Genomic DNA, 2596 nt, shown 5'->3' with positions numbered 1-2596 from the left:
CATTAATGGCTATCTTATATACTTTCTTACCCTCGACGTTTGTCTTAACCCATGCCTCTTCTGCAGTTGCGCCTTCAAAGTCCTTCATAACAGCTACTTTTACAGCTTGCGGCAACGCCATTACTTCTATCTTCTGATAATTGTCATTTTGCTGCTCCTGCTCAATTCCCACCGTATCTTCCGCTTCCATAGTCTGGGCCTGTACATTATTTGCCGAAATTAAAAATGCTGCGGCCGCAATTAAACTTAATCCTAGCTTTTTCATAATTCTAGACTTTTTATTTGTTATTATACTAGTTGTAGTGTAAAAATTATACCACATTTAAGCCATATACCTCAATTAGTTGAAATCCAGTACTTTAAAAAAAATCTTCCAACTTGATTTGCTGTAAAACGTAGAACCGCCTGAGGATTAACAAAACATTATGTAGAAAAAGCTACACATCCATGAGCTCCTGCAAATAAAAAGAGGCTCTTTTGAAGCCTCTTTCTAATCCGAAAATCTAAATAATTTAACAAATTTCTTGTTCAAATTAATTAAATCAATTTATCTATCTAACCTAATAAGGAGAATGAAAAGATTATACCATCTGCGATGCTTAGCCACCTTTTCTTTAAATCCCTTGTTATAAGGGACATTTCAATTTTGAAAGCAGTGGTGCTGGGATAAACGTACTGTAGAACTGTGGCTCTCGTTCCCCATATATGTGGAAAATATTCCCGCTTTTTTTATTTTAGAGGATTTTTCCTGTACGCCTTTTTTTCAGAATTAATCTTCTTTTTCTTTAAACGCTTCATTTTTGAAGCTTTTGAAGGTCTGGTCTTTTTTCTAATCTTCGGTTTTTTCAACGCATTTTTAAGGATAATTAGAAAACGCTGGGAAACCAATTCTTTATTTTTATGTTGACTCCGGGATTCATCACTCTGCAGAATCAAAATATTCTCTTTTGTAAGACGCGATTTCAGCTTCTTTAATACTCTGATTTTTTCCTCTTCTGAAATTCCAGATGACTCCCAAACATCAAACTGAAGTTCTACCTTAGACGCAGTTTTGTTCACGTGCTGCCCTCCCGGACCAGAACTTTTTACTGCTTTAAAATTCAACTCTTTTAGTAACTGCTCCTGGTCCACTAAATTTAATTTACCTGGTGTGACTTTTTAAGCAAATCTGCAACACTCTTTACAGGATTAAATGTAGAAACGGGAACCTCAACAAAAACGGTATTCCATTTTGCCATGGCGCCATTCCACAAACCGGGACGCTCCAGGGCTTTTAAAGGCTTTCCATCTTTGGTCTTGTCTGCAATAAAACTGGTTTTGGGATCTACATATTGATTGAGATCAAAAGCTTCTCCTTTATAATTTTTTAATCCGCATACGATGTCTACCGGATTAAAATGTGTGGCTTCCTGTGCTGTTTTCACTTGCTCTGGATTATCCTGGTCTATTTGTGCACCTTCAATGATCTGCAATGAAATTTCCCCATTTTCGTCCCTTACAAGAAAAGGGCCTCCTCCGGGTTCACCTTCGTTTTTAACCATGCCGCCAACCCGAAGCGGACGGTTAATTTTTTCCTTCAGGTACTGAATTTTTTCTTCGGAAGAAAGATTATTAAATTTTCCTTCGAGACTTCGGAAAAGTTCATTTTGAAGAAATTCTGAAATTTCTGTAATTTCATTTTCTGAAAGATTTCCGGAATCCAGTTTTTTAAGGAAGCTGAAGCATTTTTCCTGAAGTTTCAGCAATTTCCCCCCAAGCATTTTCTTGTAATGAACTACTTCAGAAATATTATCTTCAGTCACCACATTGTCAATATTCTTAAGAAAAGCAAGATCTGCCTGTTGCTTATTGAGATTGTCTATAAGGGCGCCGTGACCTCCGGGACGAAAGAATAATTCATCTTCCTCTGTACGGAAGGGCTCATTTTTATCATCTACAGCTATGGTATCGGTCTTTGGATCCTGGAAAGAATAAGAAACTTCAAATGTTACTCCTGTTTTTTCTTCAGCTCTCTCCCTTATATTTTCAAATTCCCTCTTGAACTTATCCTGATGATCTTCAGAAATAGTAAAATGAATTTTGGCAATTCCGTTAACAGCAATATACTCAGCTGCCTCGATTAAATGCTCCTCAAAAGCTGTTCTAAGCCCTGATTTATATTTATGAAAAGGAACCAGGCCTTTTGGATAATTGCTCAAATCCAGACCTTCCTCAAAGAGCATATTCTTTACAATAGCAAGATATTGTTCATCATTAGAAAGCTCGTCAAAATTTTGGGTGTTTCTTCGTGCATAATCCAGGGCAAGGCTGTAAAACGGAAGCTCGTCTATTTTTTCAAAAAACATTTGAAGGTTCTCACTGTCCTTTCTGTCCAGATAAGCACGTAAACCTTCTTTTCCCGGATCGAATTCGTCTACAAAATTGTGCAAGGCCTTAAACATTCTTGTAGCAGCTCCCGAGGCCGGTACAAATTTTATCACGTCCAGTTCTCCCTTTTTAGAGTCATACAGAGAAATAAATTCCTGTTTTTCTTCTTCAGAAAAGGCAAAGATCCCTTTCCCGGCAGTTGCGGCTTCGCTAATATCTACATTAACAT

The 2596-nt window shown here is 37.3% G+C and carries 3 protein-coding genes; all 3 read right to left on the bottom strand.

Going from position 1 to position 2596, the window contains the following annotated elements:
* Positions 1–265, bottom strand: a 265-nt coding sequence (locus tag RM529_RS16815; protein WP_311485911.1) for a hypothetical protein, incomplete at its 3' end; no start/stop codon positions are given.
* Positions 266–729: 464 nt separating this feature from the next.
* On the bottom strand, positions 730–1131 hold the full coding sequence (arfB, locus tag RM529_RS16810; RefSeq protein ID WP_311485909.1) for an alternative ribosome rescue aminoacyl-tRNA hydrolase ArfB: 402 nt from the start codon (positions 1129–1131) through the stop codon (positions 730–732).
* A gap of 5 nt (positions 1132–1136) precedes the next feature.
* Positions 1137–2596: DUF4301 family protein (locus RM529_RS16805; protein ID WP_311485907.1), on the bottom strand; the 1460-nt coding region annotated here is incomplete at its 5' end.

It is taken from the genome of Autumnicola edwardsiae, from assembly GCF_031846505.1.
In the GTDB taxonomy this organism is placed as follows: Bacteria; Bacteroidota; Bacteroidia; order Flavobacteriales; family Flavobacteriaceae; genus Autumnicola; species Autumnicola edwardsiae.
The sequence above is the reverse complement of the archived record's forward strand: the minus strand, read 5'-3'. Positions and strand labels throughout refer to the sequence as shown.